The 18,003-nt window shown below is 60.0% G+C and carries 17 protein-coding genes; 13 read left to right on the forward strand and 4 right to left on the reverse strand.

Annotated elements, in window-relative coordinates:
* Nucleotides 1-43: 43 nt before the first annotated feature.
* The 4 genes from ACIONG_RS04760 (at nt 44) to ACIONG_RS04775 (ending at nt 5,504) form a co-directional block, all read left to right on the forward strand.
* Nucleotides 44-1,057, forward strand: a complete 1,014-nt coding sequence (locus tag ACIONG_RS04760) for an ATP-binding protein (protein ID WP_401297078.1) — start codon at nt 44-46, stop codon at nt 1,055-1,057.
* A gap of 53 nt (nt 1,058-1,110) precedes the next feature.
* Nucleotides 1,111-1,713, forward strand: coding sequence for a VWA domain-containing protein (locus tag ACIONG_RS04765; RefSeq protein ID WP_315448155.1), 603 nt, complete (start codon nt 1,111-1,113; stop codon nt 1,711-1,713).
* 202 nt (nt 1,714-1,915) lie between these two features.
* On the forward strand, nt 1,916-3,562 hold the full coding sequence (locus tag ACIONG_RS04770) for a phospholipase D-like domain-containing protein (protein ID WP_401297080.1): 1,647 nt from the start codon (nt 1,916-1,918) through the stop codon (nt 3,560-3,562).
* 382 nt (nt 3,563-3,944) lie between these two features.
* A complete protein-coding gene (locus tag ACIONG_RS04775) occupies nt 3,945-5,504 on the forward strand; it encodes a transporter associated domain-containing protein (protein ID WP_401297082.1) in 1,560 nt (519 codons plus the stop codon).
* A gap of 166 nt (nt 5,505-5,670) precedes the next feature.
* Here the strand turns inward: ACIONG_RS04775 and ACIONG_RS04780 are convergent, their stop codons facing one another.
* Nucleotides 5,671-6,102, reverse strand: coding sequence for a thioredoxin family protein (locus tag ACIONG_RS04780; RefSeq protein WP_401297084.1), 432 nt, complete (start codon nt 6,100-6,102; stop codon nt 5,671-5,673).
* A 94-nt stretch (nt 6,103-6,196) separates the two neighbouring features.
* Nucleotides 6,197-6,601 (reverse strand): hypothetical protein, encoded by a 405-nt coding sequence (locus ACIONG_RS04785; protein ID WP_401297086.1) that lies wholly within the window; start codon nt 6,599-6,601, stop codon nt 6,197-6,199.
* A gap of 415 nt (nt 6,602-7,016) precedes the next feature.
* On the opposite strand from ACIONG_RS04785, the gene ACIONG_RS04790 reads away from it, so the two are divergent.
* From ACIONG_RS04790 to ACIONG_RS04825, 8 genes are all read left to right on the forward strand, one after another.
* Nucleotides 7,017-7,865 (forward strand): transporter substrate-binding domain-containing protein, encoded by an 849-nt coding sequence (locus tag ACIONG_RS04790; protein ID WP_401297088.1) that lies wholly within the window; start codon nt 7,017-7,019, stop codon nt 7,863-7,865.
* Between the two features lie 50 nt (nt 7,866-7,915).
* Nucleotides 7,916-8,578, forward strand: a complete 663-nt coding sequence (locus tag ACIONG_RS04795) for an amino acid ABC transporter permease (RefSeq protein WP_059405928.1) — start codon at nt 7,916-7,918, stop codon at nt 8,576-8,578.
* A gap of 9 nt (nt 8,579-8,587) precedes the next feature.
* A complete protein-coding gene (locus tag ACIONG_RS04800) occupies nt 8,588-9,250 on the forward strand; it encodes an amino acid ABC transporter permease (RefSeq protein WP_103302346.1) in 663 nt (220 codons plus the stop codon).
* Entirely contained in the window at nt 9,247-10,044 is a 798-nt protein-coding gene (locus ACIONG_RS04805; protein WP_401297091.1) for an amino acid ABC transporter ATP-binding protein, read from the forward strand. Before ACIONG_RS04800 ends, ACIONG_RS04805 begins: the two co-directional genes overlap by 4 nt.
* 30 nt (nt 10,045-10,074) lie before the next feature.
* Nucleotides 10,075-10,464, forward strand: coding sequence for a RidA family protein (locus tag ACIONG_RS04810; protein ID WP_103302344.1), 390 nt, complete (start codon nt 10,075-10,077; stop codon nt 10,462-10,464).
* Between the two features lie 212 nt (nt 10,465-10,676).
* Nucleotides 10,677-11,441 carry an IclR family transcriptional regulator gene (locus tag ACIONG_RS04815; protein ID WP_103302343.1) on the forward strand — a complete coding sequence of 255 codons (765 nt, stop codon included), beginning with the start codon at nt 10,677-10,679 and terminating at the stop codon, nt 11,439-11,441.
* A gap of 43 nt (nt 11,442-11,484) precedes the next feature.
* On the forward strand, nt 11,485-12,699 hold the full coding sequence (locus tag ACIONG_RS04820) for an amino acid deaminase (protein ID WP_401297094.1): 1,215 nt from the start codon (nt 11,485-11,487) through the stop codon (nt 12,697-12,699).
* A gap of 153 nt (nt 12,700-12,852) precedes the next feature.
* Nucleotides 12,853-13,785, forward strand: a complete 933-nt coding sequence (locus ACIONG_RS04825) for a sugar kinase (protein ID WP_212809137.1) — start codon at nt 12,853-12,855, stop codon at nt 13,783-13,785.
* A 112-nt stretch (nt 13,786-13,897) separates the two neighbouring features.
* Here ACIONG_RS04825 and ACIONG_RS04830 read toward each other — a convergent pair whose 3' ends face one another.
* A complete protein-coding gene (locus ACIONG_RS04830) occupies nt 13,898-14,173 on the reverse strand; it encodes a peptidylprolyl isomerase (protein WP_025112520.1) in 276 nt (91 codons plus the stop codon).
* Between the two features lie 51 nt (nt 14,174-14,224).
* Entirely contained in the window at nt 14,225-16,762 is a 2,538-nt protein-coding gene (locus tag ACIONG_RS04835) for a PAS domain-containing protein (protein ID WP_315448133.1), read from the reverse strand.
* A 128-nt stretch (nt 16,763-16,890) separates the two neighbouring features.
* Between ACIONG_RS04835 and ACIONG_RS04840 the strand changes: the two genes are divergently transcribed.
* Nucleotides 16,891-18,003, forward strand: a complete 1,113-nt coding sequence (locus tag ACIONG_RS04840) for a PilT/PilU family type 4a pilus ATPase (protein ID WP_401297097.1) — start codon at nt 16,891-16,893, stop codon at nt 18,001-18,003.

The following is an 18,003-nucleotide window of genomic DNA, read 5'->3' on the forward strand; positions in this document are numbered from 1 at the left end:
CAACCCTCAAGCACACCAAAGACCACGAAAGAGAAAAGCCCAAATGACTGACACCCCACATTTCCCGCTCTCCGCCGTGGTCGGCGCCGATGACCTGAAACTCGCCCTGTGCCTCACCGCCATCGACCCGAAAATCGGCGGTGTGCTGATCGAAGGCCCGCGTGGTATGGCCAAATCCACCCTGGCCCGAGGCCTCGCAGATCTGCTCGCCAGCGGCCAGTTCGTCACCTTGCCGCTGGGCGCGACCGAGGAACGCCTGGTCGGCACGCTCGATCTCGATGCCGCCCTCAGCGACGGCCGCGCGCAGTTTTCCCCCGGCGTGTTGGCCAAGGCTGACGGCGGCGTGCTCTATGTCGATGAAGTCAATCTGCTGCCCGATCATCTGGTCGATCTGTTGCTAGACGTCGCTGCCAGCGGCACCAACCTGATCGAGCGCGACGGTATTTCCCACCGGCATTCGGCGAAGTTTGTACTGATCGGCACCATGAACCCGGAAGAGGGCGAGTTGCGCCCGCAGTTGCTTGATCGCTTCGGCCTCAACGTCGCGCTCAGTGGCCATACCGCGCCGACCGAGCGCGGGCAGATCATTCGCCGGCGGCTGGATTTCGACAGCGATCCACAAGGATTCTGTGCCCAGTGGGAAAGCGCACAACAGGCCCTGCGCGAGCGTTGCGAAAACGCCCGCAGCGCGTTGGCCGGCATTCCTCTGGACGATGCCGCGCTGGCGCACATCACCGAGCGTTGTTTCGCCGCCAGCGTCGATGGCTTGCGTGCTGATCTGGTGTGGTTGCGCGCGGCTCGCGCTCACGCGGCATGGCGTGGCGCCACGGCCATCGCCGAAGAGGATATCGACGCTGTCGCCGAATTTGCCCTGCGCCATCGTCGTCGCGAACAAATGCCTTCCACTCCTCAACAACCCGCGCAATCCCCGGCAAACGCGGCGGCCAGTCCGGACCCGAGCGAAGGGCAGGGCCAGTGGGGCGACATGCCGGCCCCGGCACTTGCCACCGGTGCCCGCCGCGAAGTGCCGAGCTGGCCACTGGAAAAAAAGCCCTAGGCATTCGCCCCCGGTCTGACGCGGGGGCGAATGCCAGACCCCGCGCCGGACGGTTGGATAACGGACGCCAGGGCAAACGTCATGCGGCTCGCAGTGGCGCGGTGAACTGGCCGGGAACGCTGCTTAACGGCCGCCCGCAAAGCCGGGAAGATCTGTTGTTTCAACTGCGCACTCGTTCGCCCCATGAGTTGTGGCTGGTGATCGTCGATGCTTCGGCCTCGACGCGCCGCCATCACGCGCTGCGCGATGCCAAAGGCCTGCTCGCGCAACTGTTTGATGACGCCTATCGCCAGCGTGCGCGGCTGGCGTTACTGACCGCCAGTGGCGCGGCGCCGAAGTGGCAGGTGCAGGGCTTGAAGGCGTCCAGCGGTTTGCGTGTCTGGCTCGATGCTTTGGGCGCGGGGGGCGGGACGCCGTTGCTCGCGGCACTGGCGCAGGCGCAGCAATGGCTGACGGTGCGGCGCAAGCGTTTTCCGGCCGAGCAGCAACGCTTGCTGGTGGTCACGGACGGGCGTTTGAAAGCCTGGTCAGGCTTGCCGACGCTGGATTGTCCGGGTCTGTTGATCGATATCGAACGCGGGCCGATTCGCTTGGGCCGAGCGCGGGATCTGGCGGGGGCGTTAGCAGCGGATTATCGGCACATCGACGACCTCTGATTCAGGTGTCGTCTGACCGGGCCTCAGCGCGGGCAAGCCCGCTCCCACAGGTTTTTCTGTTGACCCCAGGCATTGTGTCCGCCTCGGGAACTGTGGGAGCCGGGCTTGCCCGCGATGGCCTCCACTCGGACTCGGATCTGTTGACCACAATTCGCAGCACTGCTCTATGCTGCACCCCAGCCGCAATCACAAGGAGTGAGCGATGCGCATTCTGGTCAAGAACCCTCAGGACGACTTCCGCGTCAAAGCCTACGCAGGTACCAACGGCGTGCTGCTGGCGATGGATCTGGCCGAACCCCGGCGCAAAGGTCTGCTCGGATTCGCCATCGCAAAACAGCAAGGCGACAAGCCTTGGCTGTTTCTCTTCAACAGCCTGACCTTCCCCGGTAAACCCCACACGTTCCCGCAGTTTCACGCCACCCCCAGCGATAAGGCTCCGCTACAGAAATTCCGCTGGGCCGATTACGCGGTGAATCCGGGGATGACCATTCACTATCGCGTCCACCTCGCTTATGGCACGCCGGATGCTCCCCAACTGGGTGAGTTTCTGGAACTGACCGTCATCAGCGACGACGGTCATCCAGCCGATCAAAGCGTGATTTTCAATCGTGCCGTGGCCGCCAGTCAGGCGTTCCAGCGCAAGTTTCCCGACCTCGATGCGCAGATCAGCGCCAACAAAAACATGCCCATCGAAGCCTGGCCTGATGCGGCGCGACAATGGCTGGAGAACGGCTTACTCGCACGTTTGCTGGGGTTTATCGAGCGCGCGGTCGATGGGCAGTGGGCACTGGACATCGCCATTTACGAATATCAATTGCAAGCCATCGTCGACGCCGTGAATGCAGCCTTCGAGCGTGGTGTACGGATTCGCGTTCTGTATCACGCCCGACCCGATGACGAAGACACCACAATCAACGAGGCGAGCCTGGCCAAACTGCCCGCGTCGAGCAAGCGCGGGCGCGTCACACACAACATCTTCCACAACAAATACATCGTTCTCAGCCGACTGGATGCGGCCGGTCAACGCCAGCCCCAGGCCGTGTTGTGCGGCAGTACCAACTTCACTTCGAACGGTGTTTACCGTCAGGCCAACGTCGTGCATGTACTGGACGAGAAGGCGATGGGGGCCAGTTACCTGCAAGTCTTCGAGCAGATCTGGGCGCTGCCCGACGACGTCGGCAAGACCCGCGACTGGATCACCGAGCACAACCCGATGGACCCTGCGCAGCCACTGTTTGCCGGGTTCTCGCCGCGTACCGGCGGCGGCGATCTGCACGAGTTCGTCAAAATCATTGAAGCGGCCCGCAAGGACGTCTTGTTTGTCACGGCGTTTACGTTGCCCGATGCGGTCCTCAACGCCTTGCTCGGCCAGCCACATGACGACATTCTGCGTTATGGCCTGCAAAACACGGTCAGTCGCATCACCGGGTTCCATGCTGATCGAACGGCTGAATTCGCTGCAACCGCGTTGCTGAATACCGGTCTGGAAGGCTGGCTGCGTGAAAACATGAAAGGCCAGAAAGGTAATTTGCTGGTGCACACCAAAGCCGTGGTCACTGACTTCACCACGGACGCTCCGACCATCATCAGTGGCAGTCACAACCTCAGTGCTTCGGCCAGCAATGGCAACGACGAGAACTACCTGATCATTCGCGGTGATACCGATCTGGCCGATCGTTATGGCCTGGAGCTGTTGCGGTTTTATGAGCATTACCGCTTTCGTTATTTCGCGAAAAAACTGGCGTTGAAGCAGGTCAGTCCGTTGGCGGTGGATGACCATTGGACCAATGATTATTACGTCGAAGGCGATTTGCGCGAGCTGTCCCGATTGCGCTTTGCCGGACGTTAGTCGTTTTCTCTCTGGCCCCTTCGCGAGCAGGCTCGCTCCCACGGGTGACCGCGTTCCCATGTGGGAGCGGGCTTGCTCGCGAAGAGGTCATCAGTAACCCCCCACCTTTACGGCGTACAGATTTTGAAATGATTTCGCACTGTAGGAAAAGTCACTCCTGCCTGTACGCTTCAAGGCCTTTTTTCATTCAGGATTTACATGAACACCCTCTCGGAGCCTCCCAGTCGTACCTTTCCTTCGCGCCACGGCGCGGTCTTGACGCACTCGCAGCATCCAGTTTTCCGACACCTGACTATCGTTGATAACGCGGCTTCACAGCCTTCGCGTTGCGCTTTGCCGTGTCCGGCAGCCTGAATTCACTGAAGAGAGATAGAGACATTTTATGGAATGGTTAGCGGATCCCACGGCCTGGTTAGGCTTGTTGACCTTGATCGTGCTGGAACTGGTGCTGGGTATCGACAACCTGGTGTTCATTGCAATCCTTGCCGACAAACTGCCACCGCATCAGCGCGACCGAGCCCGAATCATCGGCCTGTCGCTGGCGCTGATCATGCGCTTGGGCCTGTTGGCGAGTATTTCCTGGCTGGTCACCCTTACGCAGCCGTTGTTCGAGGTGTTCGACAAGAGCTTCTCCGGGCGTGACTTGATCATGCTGTTCGGTGGCGTGTTCCTGCTGTTCAAAGCCACCATGGAATTGCACGAACGGCTGGAAGGCCATGTCGGCGAGCGCTCGACCAACACCGCTTATGCGCTGTTCTGGCCGATCGTCGCGCAGATCGTGGTGCTCGACGCGGTGTTCTCGCTGGACGCGGTGATTACCGCCGTGGGCATGGTCGATGAACTGGCGGTGATGATGATCGCCGTGATCATCTCCATTGGCCTGATGATTGTCGCGAGCAAGCCGCTGACCCGCTTCGTCAACGCACACCCGACGGTGATCATGCTGTGTCTGGGCTTCTTGATGATGATCGGTTTCGCCCTGACCGCCGAAGGTCTGGGTTTCCACATCCCGAAAGGCTATCTGTACGCGGCCATCGGTTTCTCGATCCTGATCGAGGTGTTCAACCAGATCGCCCGGGCCCGACGCAAACGTTCGATGCAGGGCTTGCGGCCGATACGTGAACGTACGGCCCATGCGGTGATGCGTTTGCTGGGCGGTCGCAAGCTGGCGGTGGAGGAGGTCGGCGAAGAGATTTCCGACCTGCTGGACGATGGTGACGCGCCGAGCGCCGAGCTGTTCGACCGCCGTGAGCGCGTGATGATCAGCGGCGTGCTGCAACTGGCCGAGCGGCCGATCCGCAGCCTGATGACCGTGCGCGCCGACGTCGACACCATCGATCTGGCGGACGATGCCGAGGCGATTCGCACGAAGTTGATGCACTCGTCCTACTCGCGTCTGCCGCTGATCCGCGACGGTGTGGTGGATGAACCATTGGGCTTCGTGCACAAGAAAGAGTTGCTCAAGGAATACCTGGCTGGCGCCGAGCCCAACCTGGAGCATCTGGCACGCAAGACCATCAACCTGCTCGACAGCTTTTCGATCCTCAACGCACTGGAGCAGATGCGCGCGGCGTCGACCCACATTGCTTTCGTGGTCAACGAATTCGGTGACTTCGTCGGCGTGCTGACCATGACCGACATTCTCGAATCGATTGCCGGTGAGTTGCCCGATGCCAGTGAAATTGAAGGCCCGGATGTGCTCGAAGAGCAGGGCGGTTTTATGGTCAGTGGTGCACTGAACCTTGCGCGAGTTCGCCAGCGCACCGGCTTCGGTGCCGAGCCGACCGAGGACTATCAGACGATGGCCGGGCTGGTGATGAGCTTGCTGGATCGGCTGCCGGTGATTGGCGATCGACTGGAATATGCTGACTGGCAGATGACCGTCGTCGCCGTCGAGGAACGGCGGGTAACGCGGGTCATGTTGGTGCGCGCCGCCGCATAAAAGAAGGGCAGGGCGAAAGGCCCCATCGCTGGCAAGCCAGCTCCCACACAGTTTGTGCTGAAGACGCTTTTCGCGAATTCACCCGAGTACCTGTGGGAGCTGGCTTGCCAGCGATGACAATCTGTTTGTCTGAGTCGATGCCACGAGAACTATGCAGCCTGCACGTTCAATACGGACTTCGAAGGCGTGCCCGGGTGGCAGTACGCAGAGTACGCATCGTTCGGCGCAGCCAAGGCAGATCATGCGAGCGTTTACGCGGGGCTGAGGGGGCTTTGGTCCTGCCGATATGCTCGGCGAAATCCCGTGCGAGGGTTTCTTCAGTGCCGATGCCTTTGAGGTTTTTAACCAGCCTGCCGTCCTTGTAGAACAGCACCGTTGGCGTGCCCGTCACCTGCGGATGGCGCGGCGATTCGCTGGTGTTGAGCATGTAGATATTGGCGCGATGCCGATAAGGCTCGGCGATCTGCCGGAACACCGGCCCGGCCCATTCGCACGCGGGGCAGTGTTCGTTGGCGAAGTAGAGGATCACCGGACGCCAGGTTTTCAGGGCTTTGCGGTAGGTCGGCGGCAGCATTGAGTGAAGGCCTGTCGAACTCATTGGAAACTCCTTTTCTCGCTACGTCGGCAATGCATACCCAGGACGAAGAAACGAGTCACCGTTGGCCGATGACCCCTTTTGTCAGACTTCAGTGTCAGAGCAGTTTCGAGAGCGTCACATCGCCAAAATAAGAGCCTGGGACACCAAACTCGCCATCACTGGCTTCCAGTGTGACCCTGAAAGCGATTGTCGAGATCTGTACCTCGAATTTCTCCGACAGCACTACCCACTCCGCACCGCCATGAAGGTCAAGGTGAACTGGCTCGCCTGTGGGAAGCGGCTGCACAGTGATACGAGCAGCATGGCCAGAAAGTGTTTTCACTCTGGCGAAAAGCATGAATTGTCCGCCGCCGCCAGCGCCAGTGGGAACGTCCTGACTGATTGAGTCTGGTGCAGCAATAATGCAATGACCGGTTACAAATCTCACATTCTCTGGATCGGTCGCCGTCCAATGCGCGCCTTGCTGAGAAAAATCGCCGTTCTTAATGAGATTAGCCATTACGAATATCCTTATCGGGAGTGGTTCAAGCCATGATTGGCCTGCGAAGTAGGCTCGTAAACCTGGCACTCGACAACTGTCAACTCTGACAGGTGCAGCCGTAAATCCGATGAACGGCTGTCGCTGCTCAGACGTCTTTTAATTCCCGAGTTGGGTTTGGTCGTGGACTCAATCGAGCAACCAGATGCACACAAATGTGACGTTACTTCCCATCGGGTTGCCTTCGGTAGCGCGAACCCGGGAAATGTTTCGGCAGCTTTTGCATTCCCGAATTTTTCTAACCGTTTGAACTGATTGGTTTTTCGATTCGCCGAGGATTTTGAATCAATCCTGTGGCACACTTTCTGCTGTCTATTCCGTAGTAACAAACCATGTTCCGGTATAGCGGAATAAACACCATCCTGGAGTGCTTGCCATGCATCGCCGTCCTTCGTTGTTCAAAGCGTGTGTTTTTGTTCTTGCGGCTTCGTCCGCTGCCATGGGTATGGCCCAGGCAGCCGACAGCAAGCTCGATGCGGTTCTGGCCCGTGGGAAATTGATTGTGGGCACCGGCAGCACCAATGCGCCGTGGCACTTTCAGGGCGCGGACGGCAAGTTGCAGGGGTTTGATATCGACATCGCCAGGATGGTGGCCAAAGGTCTGTTCAACGACCCGAGCAAAGTCGAGTTTGTCGTGCAGTCGTCCGATGCGCGGATTCCCAATCTGCTCACCGACAAAGTCGACATGAGCTGCCAGTTCATCACTGTTACTGCCAGCCGTGCGCAGCAAGTTGCGTTCACCCTGCCGTACTACCGCGAAGGCGTTGGCCTGCTGCTGCCTAACAACAGCAAGTACAAGGAAATCGAAGACCTGCAGACCGGCGGCGACAGCGTCACCGTAGCGGTGCTGCAAAACGTCTATGCCGAAGAACTGGTGCATCAGGCACTGCCCAAGGCCAAGGTCGATCAGTACGACAGCGTCGACCTGATGTATCAGGCGGTTAACTCCGGCCGTGCCGATGCCGCCGCCACCGACCAGTCTTCGGTCAAATACCTGATGGTGCAGAACCCTGGCCGCTACCGTAGCCCGACTTACGCCTGGAGCCCGCAGACCTACGCTTGCGCGGTCAAACGCGGCGATCAGGATTGGCTGAACTTCGTCAACACCGCGCTGCATGAAGCCATGACCGGCGTTGAATTCCCGACCTATGCGGCATCGTTCAAACAGTGGTTCGGCGTTGATCTGCCGTCGCCCGCAATCGGTTTCCCTGTCGAATTCAAATGATCCCGTGAGAGTGGGGCGAGCCCATCGCCCCGCTCAAGGTACTGCTGACCATGAACTATCAGTTGAACTTTGCCGCCGTGTGGCGCGATTTCGACACCTTGCTGGCGGGGCTCGGTCTGGGTCTTGAACTGGCGCTGGTGTCGATCGCCATCGGCTGCGTGATCGGCCTGCTGATGGCGTTTGCCTTGCTGTCAAAGCATCGCGCCCTGCGGGTGCTGGCCTCGGTGTACGTCACGGTGATCCGTAACACGCCGATTCTGGTGTTGATTCTGTTGATCTACTTTGCGTTGCCGAGCCTGGGGATCCGGCTGGACAAGATTCCGTCGTTCATCATCACCCTGTCTCTGTATGCCGGGGCGTACCTGACGGAGGTGTTTCGTGGCGGTTTGCTCAGCATTCCCAAGGGCCAGCGCGAAGCCGGGTTGGCGATTGGTCTGGGCGAGTGGCAGGTCAAGGCCTACGTCACCGTGCCGGTGATGCTGCGCAATGTGTTGCCGGCGTTGTCGAACAACTTCATCTCGCTGTTCAAGGACACCTCGCTGGCGGCCGCGATTGCGGTGCCGGAGCTGACCTATTACGCGCGCAAGATCAATGTCGAGAGCTACCGGGTGATCGAAACCTGGCTGGTGACCACGGCGCTCTATGTCGCGGCCTGTTACCTCATTGCCATGCTGCTGCGTTACCTCGAGCAGCGACTGGCGATCCGCCGATAGGAGGCTGCGATGTACCAATCACCTAGTTGGTTGCATGAGTTGTGGGTGGCGCGGGAAACGCTGCTGCAAGGTTTTTTGACCAGTGTGCAGGTGTCGGCGCTGGCAATTCTGTTCGGCACGCTGCTCGGTGTCGTCACCGGTCTGGTGCTGACTTACGGCAGGTTCTGGATGCGCGCGCCGTTTCGCTTTTACGTTGACCTGATTCGCGGCACCCCGGTGTTTGTACTGGTGCTCGCGTGCTTCTATATGGCGCCGGCGCTGGGTTGGCAGATCAGCGCGTTTCAGGCCGGCGCTTTAGGCCTGACGCTGTTCTGCGGCTCGCACGTTGCCGAGATTGTGCGCGGGGCTTTGCAAGCCTTGCCTCGTGGGCAAATGGAAGCCAGCAAGGCCATCGGCCTGACGTTTTATCAATCCCTTGGCTACGTGCTGTTGCCTCAGGCACTGCGGCAGATCCTGCCAACGTGGGTCAACTCGTCCACCGAGATCGTCAAGGCCTCGACCTTGCTTTCGGTGATCGGCGTCGCCGAATTGCTCCTCAGCACCCAACAGATCATCGCCCGAACCTTCATGACCCTGGAGTTCTATCTGTTCGCCGGTTTTCTGTTCTTCGTCATCAACTACGGCATCGAGTTACTCGGCCGGCACATTGAAAAGCGGGTGGCCTTGCCATGACTGAAGCTCAAGTTTCCAACGTTCCAAACGGCCAGCCACTGCTGGACATTCGTGGCCTGCACAAACAGTACGGCGCGGTCGAAGTACTCAAAGGCGTCGACCTCAGCATGCAACGCGGCAACGTGGTGACGCTGATCGGTTCCAGTGGCTCCGGCAAGACCACGCTGCTGCGCTGCGTGAACATGCTTGAAGAGTTCCAGGGCGGGCAGATCCTGCTCGACGGCGAGTCCATCGGCTACGACGAGGTCAACGGCAAACGCGTACGCCATGGCGAAAAAGTCATCGCCCGCCATCGTGCGATGACCGGCATGGCGTTTCAGCAATTCAACCTGTTCCCGCATTTGACGGCGTTGCAGAACGTCACGTTGGGCCTGCTCAAGGTGAAGAAAATGCACAAGGACGAAGCCGTGGTACTGGCCGAGAAATGGCTGGAGCGGGTTGGTCTGCTGGAACGCCGTAATCATTTTCCCGGCCAGCTGTCCGGTGGTCAGCAACAGCGCGTGGCGATTGCCCGGGCGATTGCGATGAACCCGAGCCTGATGCTCTTTGACGAAGTGACCTCAGCCCTCGACCCGGAACTGGTCGGCGAAGTGCTCAACGTGATCAAGGGCCTCGCCGAAGACGGCATGACCATGCTGCTGGTGACCCACGAAATGCGTTTCGCCTTCGAGGTTTCGGACAAGATCGTTTTCATGAATCAGGGGCGCATCGAAGAGCAGGGGCCTCCCAAGGAACTGTTCGATCGCCCGCAATCGCCGCGTCTGGCTGAGTTTCTGAAAAGCACGCGGTTTTAATTTTTCGTTTTGTAATCAGGAGAAATACCCATGAGCATTACGCGTTACGGCACCGGCAGCACCGCCGCTGGTGGTCAGCCACGTCCTTTCGCCCGCGCTGTTGAAGCGGATGGCTGGCTGCATGTGTCCGGGCAGGTGCCGGCGGTGGATGGCGAGATCATTATTGGCGGCATCGTCGAGCAGACCCACCAGACCATGAAGAACCTTATCGCGATTCTCGAAGAGGCCGGTTATGGCCTGGAAGACGTGGTGCGTGCCGGAGTGTGGCTGGATGATCCGCGGGATTTCAGCAGCTTCAACAAGGTGTTTGGCGAATACTTCAAACCGGAACACGCCCCGGCGCGGGCCTGTGTGCAGGCGAGCATGATGGTCGACTGCAAGGTCGAGATTGATTGCATTGCGTACAAGAAGAAGGCTTGAGTCAAAGGCTCTCCCTCACCCTAACCCTCTCCCGGAGGGAGAGGGGACTGATCTCTATCGATGCAGACTCCAGCGTTTGTCAGCTAGTCATGCATCGATACGGTCAGGCTCCCTCTCCCCCTGGGAGAGGGCGGGGGGTGAGGGTGACGATCCAACTGACACAACTTCACGAGCCCGTTACCATCCCGGCAACTTTTATGGGAACCACTGACATGACCGAAGACACCATCAAGCGCCGGGCCCGTGGTCTGGACCGGGCGTTCGATATCCTCGATTTCCTCAAGGAAATCGGCCAGCCGCTGCGTCCCAACGACATCGCCAACGGTATCGGCAGCCCGAAATCCACGGTCTACGAACTGGTCGCTTCCTTGCTGGAACGGCGGATTCTGGAACCGGTGGGCAAGGACGGTCACGTCTATCTCGGCCGTCAGTTGTATTTCCTCGGGCAGGCGCATTTGCGTCATTTCGACCTCAGTCGCGAGGCCGATCACGCTTTGCAGGAGATCGTCAGCCAGACCCGCGAGACCGCGCAGATGTGCCTGCTCAACGGGCGCAAATACACGGTGGCGTTGATGAAGGAGGGCGAGCGGCATTTCCGCATTTCTTCCGACATCGGCGAAAACGCGCCGATCCCGTGGACCGCCTCCGGGCGCCTGTTGCTGGCGCATTTGAGCGACCAGCAGATCATCGACCTGATCGACGAAGACGACTACATCCTGCCCGACGGCGAACGCTTGCCGCTGGAACGCTTTCTGGCGGAAATCCGTCAGGCCGGCATCGACGGATTCTTTTCTTTCGACAGCGTCGCCGACACCTTCACCCATTGCTTCGCCGCCCCGGTCAAAGACCTTTACGGCGTGGCCATCTGCACCCTGTGCATCGTCGCTCCACGGGCCGATGCGAAGAACAATTACAACGACTATCGCCGGGTACTGATCGAGAGCGCCAACAGCCTCGCCCGGCGGATCAACGAATAATCGCGACTGCCTGCGGCCGCGAATGAACGCGAGGAGTTTGACCATGACGACTGCCATCAATACTGCTGTGGAAAAGGGCGACGCCGCCATCGGCGCGCACCTGGTGCGTGACGTCAGCCTGCCGGCGCTGGTGCTGCACCGCGAAGCACTGGAGCACAACATTCGCTGGATGCAGAAGTTCGTCAGCGACAGCGGCGCCGAACTCGCGCCTCACGGCAAGACCAGCATGACCCCGGCACTGTTCAAGCGTCAGCTCGACGCCGGCGCGTGGGGCATCACCCTCGCCAGCGCCACCCAGACCCGCGCTGCTTACGCCCACGGTGTACGGCGGGTGCTGATGGCCAACCAATTGGTCGGCACACCGAACATGGCGCTGATTGCCGATCTGCTCGCCGCCCCGACGTTTGATTTCTATTGCATGGTCGATCACCCGGACAACGTCGCCGATCTTGGCGCTTACTTCGCCTCGCGCGGCGTGAAGCTCAACGTGATGATCGAGTACGGCGTAGTCGGCGGCCGTTGCGGTTGCCGCAGCGAGCAGGAAGTCATCGAGCTGGCCAAGGCGATCAGCGCGCAACCGGCGCTGGCCCTGACCGGTATCGAAGGCTATGAAGGCGTGATTCATGGTGATCACGCGGTCAGCGGCATTCGCGAATTCGCCGCGTCACTGGTGCGTCTGGCCGTGCAGTTGCAGGACAGCGGCGCGTTTGCCATCGCCAAACCGATCATCACGGCTTCCGGTTCGGCGTGGTACGACCTGATTGCCGAATCGTTCGAAGCGCAGAATGCCGGCGGCCGCTTCCTCAGCGTGTTGCGTCCGGGCAGCTACGTGGCGCACGACCATGGTATCTACAAAGAAGCGCAATGCTGCGTGCTCGACCGTCGCAGCGATCTGCACGAAGGCCTGCGTCCGGCGCTGGAAGTCTGGGCGCACGTGCAATCGCTTCCCGAGCCTGGGTTTGCAGTGATTGCCCTGGGCAAGCGTGATGTCGCATTCGATGCCGGTCTGCCGGTGCCGTTGTTGCGTTACAAAGCTGCAATGGTGCCAGCGGTGGGCGAGGATGTCGGTGCGTGCAAGGTCACGGCGGTGATGGATCAGCATGCATTCATGACCGTAGCGCCGGGGGTTGAACTGCGCGTGGGCGACATCATTTCCTTCGGCACTTCGCACCCGTGCCTGACCTTCGACAAGTGGCGTGTGGGATTGCTGGTGGACGAGCAGTTGTCGGTGATCGAAAGCATGGAAACCTGTTTCTAAGTCTCGAAACCGTGTAACGGCCATCGCTGGCAAGCCAGCTCCCACAGTTTTTTGGTGTACACAACATTTGTGAACGACCGAAACCCTGTGGGAGCTGGCTTGCCAGCGATGAGGCCAGACCAGACACCATCGATCAACCAGAGACACCACAAGATGACCAGCCTGAGCCCATTGGGCCCCAACACCCCGCGCATCGCCCTGATCGGCGAATGCATGATCGAACTCCAGCAGCGTGCCGACGGCAGCCTGCAGCAAAGCTTTGGCGGCGATACCCTCAACACCGCCGTCTACCTGTCCCGCGCCTTGGGCGACAAGGCTCAGGTCGACTACGTCACGGCGCTGGGCGATGACAGTTTCAGCGACGCCATGTGCGCCAGTTGGGCCGACGAAGGCATCGGCCTGCAAAGGGTGCAACGCCTGCCCGGGCGGCTGCCCGGCCTGTATTGCATCCAGACCGATGCCAATGGCGAACGGCGTTTTCTCTACTGGCGCAACGAAGCCGCCGTGCGCGATTGCTTCACCACGCCGGCCGCCGAACCGATTCTGGCCGCGCTGGCGGATTACGATGTGCTGTATTTCAGCGGCATCACCCTGGCCGTTCTTGGTGCCCAGGGCCGCGACCGTTTGATCCAGACCCTGATCGAAGCCCGCCAACGCGATGCGCGGATCGTCTTCGACAACAACTACCGGCCCCGTTTGTGGGCGTCACCGGAAGAGGCACGGGCGGCTTACCGCAGCGTTCTTCCGCACATAGACCTGGCGTTATTGACGGTGGATGACGAGCAGGCACTGTTCGGTTTTGCCGATTGCGCTGCGGTATTCGAGGCTTACGCGCAGATCGGCACGCCGGAAGTGGTGCTCAAGCGCGGCGCCGAAGCATGCCTGATCCGCTGTGATGGCGAAGCGTTTGAAGTGCCGGCGCAGAAGGTTGAAAAGGTGGTGGACACCACGGCGGCGGGGGACTCGTTCAGTGCGGCGTATCTGGCCAGCCGTCTGATGGGTGGCAGTCCGGCCGAGGCGGCAGAGGCAGGGCATCAGTTGGCCAGTCGGGTGATTCAAGTGCCGGGGGCATTGATTCCGAAATAGGCGGTGAGTGGCCGCTTGTTGCGCAATCGATTCGCGGGCAAGCCCGCTCCCACATTGGAATACGTTCTCCTGTGGGAGCGGGCTTGCCCGCGATGGGGTCCTAAAGACAACCCTAATCCCGGTAAAACACCTGCACCAGGTGATAACCAAACTTGCTCTTGATCGGCCCATGCACCGTGCGCAAGGGCTTCTTGAAAATCACCGCATCAATCGCACCGACCATCTGCCCCGGCCGCACTTCACCCAGATCACCGCCGCGCTTGCCGGACGGGCAGGTCGAGTATTTCTTCGCCAGCACATCAAACGCTTCGCCCTTGGCAATGCGTTGTTTGAGCTGTTCGGCCTCTTCGGCGGTTTTCACCAGAATGTGGCGGGCTTGGGCTTTCATCTTGCGGTACCTGATAACGGGGTGACGGCGGGGCGCGGATTATGCCTCAACTCAAGGCGTTTGGCTGATCATCGTGCGGATCTTGCTGGCCAGCAGTTCAATCGAAAACGGTTTGGCCACCATGTCCATGCCATCCTCCAGGAAGCCCTGACGCTCGGCGGCATTCTGCGCATACCCGGTCATGAACAGCACTTTGAGCGTCGGGCGACGCTGGCGGGCGATCTCTGCCAGTTGCCGACCATTCATGCCCGGCAGGCCAACGTCGGTGACCAGCAGATCCACGCGCAAATCCGATTCCAGCAGCGGCAGGGCGGTCTTGGCGTCTTCCGCTTCATGAGCCTGGTAACCCAGGCTCTTCAACAGATCGGTGACCAGCATGCGCACCGCCGGGTCATCTTCGACCACCACCACGGTTTCACCTGTTGCAGTGGGTGACGTCTGCTCGATCGGCTCGACAGACGGGCATTCAGGCTCGATGCCATGCAAACGCGGCAAGTACAGGCGCACGCAAGTGCCCTGGCCCGGCAAACTGTCGAGGCTGACATGGCCGCCGGATTGCTGGGCAAAACCATAAATCATCGACAACCCGAGGCCGGTGCCCTGGCCGATGGGTTTGGTGGTGAAAAACGGATCGAAGGCCTTGGAGCGCACCGAAGGCGTCATGCCGGTGCCGTTGTCGCTGACCGCCAACATCAAGTAGTCGCCAGCCTTGACCGGTTCCAGCGTCGTAAGGTCACTGCCATCGAGATAGACGTTGGCCGTCTCGATCAGCAGCTCACCGCCCTCGGGCATGGCGTCGCGGGCGTTGATCACCAGATTGAGCAGGGCATTTTCCAGTTGGCTGACATCCGTGCTGACCGGCCACACGTCTTCGGCCAGACGCAAGGTGAGTTCGATCGGATCGCCCTTGGTGCGACGGATCAGATCCTCCAGCGAATGGATCAGCTCGTTGACGTTCAGGGTCTTGCGATCCAGCGACTGGCGCCGCGAAAACGCCAGTAAACGGTGAGTGAGGGCGGCTGCACGGTTGGCCGAGGACACCGCTGCTTCGGTGAAACGGCCGATCTCGTCGGCCCGACCATTGGCGATATAGCGTTGCATCAGGTCGAGGCTGCCGATGATCCCGGTGAGCATGTTGTTGAAGTCATGGGCGATGCCGCCAGTGAGCTGGCCGACCGCTTCCATCTTCTGCGCATGGCGCAACGCATCTTCGGCGCGCTCACGCTCGAACATCTCGTTCTGCAAACGTTGATTGGCCTGCGCCAGTTGATCCGTGCGGGCACTGACTCGCTCCTCAAGGGTCTCGTTGAGATTGCGCAGTGCTTCTTCGGTCTTTTTACGTTCGGTTTCGTCGATCACGAAAATGTAGAAACCGTTGACCGCGCCATCGGGGCCGTGACGCGGCAAGTAATTCATCAGCGCATGCCGGGCGCTGCCGTCACGGTGATGGGTATAGAGGCTGAACGAGCAGGGGCGGCCAGCCAGCGCTTCGGCGATATACGCTGCGCGCAGAAAATAGGCCTCTTCGCCGATCACTTCGCGAATCGTGCGGCCGTACAACTCCTGCGGAGTCAGCCCGTACCAGTCGAGATACGCCGCGTTGTTCAGGCGAAAACGTTCTTCGTGGTCGACGTAACTGATCAGGATCGGCATGGCGTTGATGATCAACTGCAGCTCGGTCTGGCTTTGGCGCAACGCCTGTTCGGTATGTTTGCGTTCGGTCAGATCCAGGGCAGCACCGAGGAAGCGCATCGGGCGGCCATGGTGATCCTTGTAGCAGCGCCCGCGGGCAAACACCCAACGCTGTTCGCCACCAGGCAGCAACAAGCGGTATTCCTCCGCATATTCAGTGCCGTGAGTGATGCAATGCTTGATGCTGCGGGCGACCAGCGCGCGGTCTTCGGGATGCACGCCGTGCAGGTAATCGCTGATGGGCAACTGCGCGGCGCGCGCCGGATCGATCCCGTGCAACTGGGCGAAGTGGGCGTCGGCAATGAAGCGATCTTCGCCGATGTCCCAGTCCCAGGTGCCGACTGCATCAGTTGCGGCAAGCGCCAGTTGCAGGCGCTCTTCGGTTTCGCGCTGGGCCTTGAGGCTGTCATCGGAGCGTTGTTGCAGTTCCAGCGCGATGCGCCGGCGCTCGTTGGTTTCGATGGCGGTCACCAGAATCCCGGCGACTTGCGCGCTCTCATCGCGGATCGGACTGTAAGTCAGATCAAGCCAGAAATCCGATTCCTTGCCCTCACGCTGCAAGGTGAAACGCCGCTCACTGTAGGTGCGCACCTGGCCTTGTAGGACGGCGCTGTAAATCGGGTCAGTAAAGTCTCGAAGTTCTGGCCATATCTGGTGCGCAGGTTGTCCGAAAGCGTGCGGATGCTTGCTCCCGGCGAGCAGGGCAAAGCCGTTGTTGTAGATCTGCGTCAGCTCCGCACCCCACAGCAGCAACATCGGCATCGGCGAGTGAATCACGATGTCCACCGCGGTTCGCAAGCTCTGCGGCCAGGTGCCAGACGCGCCCAACGGAGTACGACTCCAATCCGTTCGGGCGATCAATACTTGGGCATCGTCGGTGGTCGGTACAGCGTTCATTACATCAGTCCTGAGCATCAGTCGGTGAGACGGCGTCTACTATCCTAGTTCGGTAGACGCGGTTTGGCCCCTTGCGTCACGGCGCGGGCCCTCTCTGTTCATTGCAAGCTTCACGGGTGCTTTTTGTCATGGAAATCGACGCACTGCTTAAACAACTGGCAAGCCGGCACGGTTCGGACCTGTTTCTGTCCACGGGCGCGCCACCCAGTGCGAGGTTCGACGGCGTGCTCACGCCGCTAAGCGAGCAACCCTTCAAACCCGGCGAGGTGGCGACTGTCGCCACCTCACTGATGGACGCCGAGCAGCGCCGGGAGTTCGACCGGGATCTGGAAATGAACCTGGCAATCTCGCGTACCGGGATTGGCCGCTTCCGGGTCAACATTTTCAAACAGCGCAATGATGTGTCGATCGTGATCCGTAACGTCAAACTCGACATCCCGCGTTTCGAAGATTTGAAGTTGCCGGCCATACTGCTTGAAAACGTGATGCTCAAACAGGGCCTGATCCTGTTTGTCGGCGCCACCGATTCCGGTAAGTCGACATCATTGGCAGCGCTTATCGACCACCGCAATCGCCATAGTAGCGGGCACATCGTCACCATCGAAGACCCGATCGAGTACATCCACCGGCATCAACGTTCAATCATCAACCAGCGTGAAGTCGGCGTCGACACCCGCAGTTTTCACGCCGCATTGAAGAACACTCTGCGCCAGGCGCCGGACGTGGTGCTGATCGGCGAAATTCGTGACCGCGAAACCATGGAGCATGCGCTGGCGTTTGCCGAGACCGGGCATCTGGTGCTTTCAACGCTGCATGCAAACAATGCCAATCAGGCGCTGGACCGGATCACCAACATGTTCACCGAAGAGCGTCGCCCGCAGTTGTTGCATGCGCTGGGCAACAATCTGAGGGCCTTTGTCTCACAGCGGTTGGTGCGCACGCTGGACGGACAGCGCAGGGCCGCGGTCGAGGTCATGCTGGGTACACTGACAGTGACGGATCTGATTCGTCGAAACGAATTCACCGAGTTGAAGGGCATCATGGAGAAGTCTGCCGAGCTTGGCATGCAGACGTTTGATGCCGCACTGTTTGCGCTGGTGGTGGAGAAAGTGATCAGTGAGGAAGAGGCGCTCAAACATGCGGACTCGGTAAACAACCTGCGGTTGCGTTTGAAATTGCATGACGATGCCGGCCCCGGGTTGCCGCCATCCTCCTCGGGTGAGTGGGGATTGATGGACTAG

It is taken from the genome of Pseudomonas sp. NPDC087817, from assembly GCF_044742875.1.
GTDB lineage: Bacteria > Pseudomonadota > Gammaproteobacteria > Pseudomonadales > Pseudomonadaceae > Aquipseudomonas.

Coding starts and splice junctions, on each gene's coding strand:
- ACIONG_RS04760 (WP_401297078.1), top strand. CDS start 44: ATGACTGACACCCCACATTTCCCGCTCTCCGCCGTGGTCGGCGCCGAT.
- ACIONG_RS04770 (WP_401297080.1), top strand. CDS start 1,916: ATGCGCATTCTGGTCAAGAACCCTCAGGACGACTTCCGCGTCAAAGCC.
- ACIONG_RS04775 (WP_401297082.1), top strand. CDS start 3,945: ATGGAATGGTTAGCGGATCCCACGGCCTGGTTAGGCTTGTTGACCTTG.
- ACIONG_RS04780 (WP_401297084.1), bottom strand. CDS start 6,102: ATGAGTTCGACAGGCCTTCACTCAATGCTGCCGCCGACCTACCGCAAA.
- ACIONG_RS04785 (WP_401297086.1), bottom strand. CDS start 6,601: ATGGCTAATCTCATTAAGAACGGCGATTTTTCTCAGCAAGGCGCGCAT.
- ACIONG_RS04790 (WP_401297088.1), top strand. CDS start 7,017: ATGCATCGCCGTCCTTCGTTGTTCAAAGCGTGTGTTTTTGTTCTTGCG.
- ACIONG_RS04795 (WP_059405928.1), top strand. CDS start 7,916: ATGAACTATCAGTTGAACTTTGCCGCCGTGTGGCGCGATTTCGACACC.
- ACIONG_RS04800 (WP_103302346.1), top strand. CDS start 8,588: ATGTACCAATCACCTAGTTGGTTGCATGAGTTGTGGGTGGCGCGGGAA.
- ACIONG_RS04805 (WP_401297091.1), top strand. CDS start 9,247: ATGACTGAAGCTCAAGTTTCCAACGTTCCAAACGGCCAGCCACTGCTG.
- ACIONG_RS04810 (WP_103302344.1), top strand. CDS start 10,075: ATGAGCATTACGCGTTACGGCACCGGCAGCACCGCCGCTGGTGGTCAG.
- ACIONG_RS04815 (WP_103302343.1), top strand. CDS start 10,677: ATGACCGAAGACACCATCAAGCGCCGGGCCCGTGGTCTGGACCGGGCG.
- ACIONG_RS04820 (WP_401297094.1), top strand. CDS start 11,485: ATGACGACTGCCATCAATACTGCTGTGGAAAAGGGCGACGCCGCCATC.
- ACIONG_RS04825 (WP_212809137.1), top strand. CDS start 12,853: ATGACCAGCCTGAGCCCATTGGGCCCCAACACCCCGCGCATCGCCCTG.
- ACIONG_RS04830 (WP_025112520.1), bottom strand. CDS start 14,173: ATGAAAGCCCAAGCCCGCCACATTCTGGTGAAAACCGCCGAAGAGGCC.
- ACIONG_RS04835 (WP_315448133.1), bottom strand. CDS start 16,762: ATGAACGCTGTACCGACCACCGACGATGCCCAAGTATTGATCGCCCGA.
- ACIONG_RS04840 (WP_401297097.1), top strand. CDS start 16,891: ATGGAAATCGACGCACTGCTTAAACAACTGGCAAGCCGGCACGGTTCG.